The sequence below is a fragment of the Kitasatospora sp. NPDC054939 genome (assembly GCF_053610105.1).
Genome location: NZ_JBSGXP010000318.1, coordinates 1 through 1084, shown reverse-complemented (window position 1 = coordinate 1084; position 1084 = coordinate 1). Strand labels below are relative to the sequence as shown.

Genomic DNA, 1084 nt, shown 5'->3' with positions numbered 1-1084 from the left:
CGTTCGGTCAGAGGGCGAGGGTTCGCCAGCCCTGGGTGATCTGTTCGCGGACGGTGCCGGTGTCGAGCAGGGTGTGTCCGGCGCCCTGGCCGGCGGTCAGCAGGTCGAGCAGGTCGGTGCCGTCGGCGGGGCGGGCGGCCGGGTCGGTGGCCAGTGCGCGTGCGACGGCGGCGGCCAGGGCGGGGTCGAGGGCCCGGACGGTGGCGATGGCGGTGGGTTCGGGGCCGCTCTCGACGATGCGGCGGATGACGGCGCCGGTGCTGGTGGCGGCGAAGGGGCTGGTGCCGTGGGCGGCGCAGACGACGCAGCAGGCCCAGGCCCAGACGTCGGCGGCGGGGCCGACGGGCTCGTCGCCGAACTGTTCGGGGGCCATGTAGGTCAGGGTGCCGGGTCCGCCGCCGGTGCGGGTCAGGCGGGTGGCGTCGACGATGGAGGCGATGCCGAAGTCGAGCAGGCGGGGGCCTGCGGTGGTGAGCATGATGTTGGCGGGTTTGAGGTCGCGGTGGACCAGGCCGAGGCGGTGTACTCCGGCGAGGGCGACGGCCAGGGCCAGGGCGAGGGCGCGCAGGGCCTCGGGGGTGCGGATCGGGCCCTGTTCGCGCAGGTGGGCGTCGAGGGGGCGTCCGTCGAGGAGTTCCATCGCCAGGTAGGGGCGTCCGGTGTCCACGCCGGAGTCGAGGACCCGGGCGGTGTAGGCGCCGGAGACCATGGCGAGGACTTCGGCCTCGCGTTCGAAGCGGCGCAGCAGTTCGGCGTCGTCGAGGAGTTCGGGGTTGATGGTCTTCAGTGCGACCTGGGTGGCGGAGCCCTCGCGGCGGGCCAGGTAGACGGTGCCCATGCCGCCGGCGCCGATGCGTCCGAGCAGCTGGTAGCCGCCGATGGTGCGCGGCTCGTAGGCGCGCAGCTCCTGGTGCGCGACCTGCGGTGCGACCTGCGGTGCGACCTGCGGTGCGGGCCCGGGGCCGCGGTCGGCCTGGGTGGGGACGTACGGCGCACCCTGGGGCGCGGGGTGGGGCTGCGGCGAAGGAGCGGGCTGCGCGTGCGGGGCCTGGGCGGCGTACGGCCAGGGCTGCCCGATCGGCGG

Annotated in this window: 1 protein-coding gene; it reads right to left on the bottom strand. The window is 75.7% G+C overall.

Annotated elements, in window-relative coordinates; all coding sequences use genetic code 11:
• Positions 1–7: 7 nt before the first annotated feature.
• Positions 8–1084 (bottom strand): serine/threonine-protein kinase (locus ACWGB8_RS38630; protein ID WP_452218316.1); only part of this gene is annotated, 1077 nt, incomplete at its 5' end.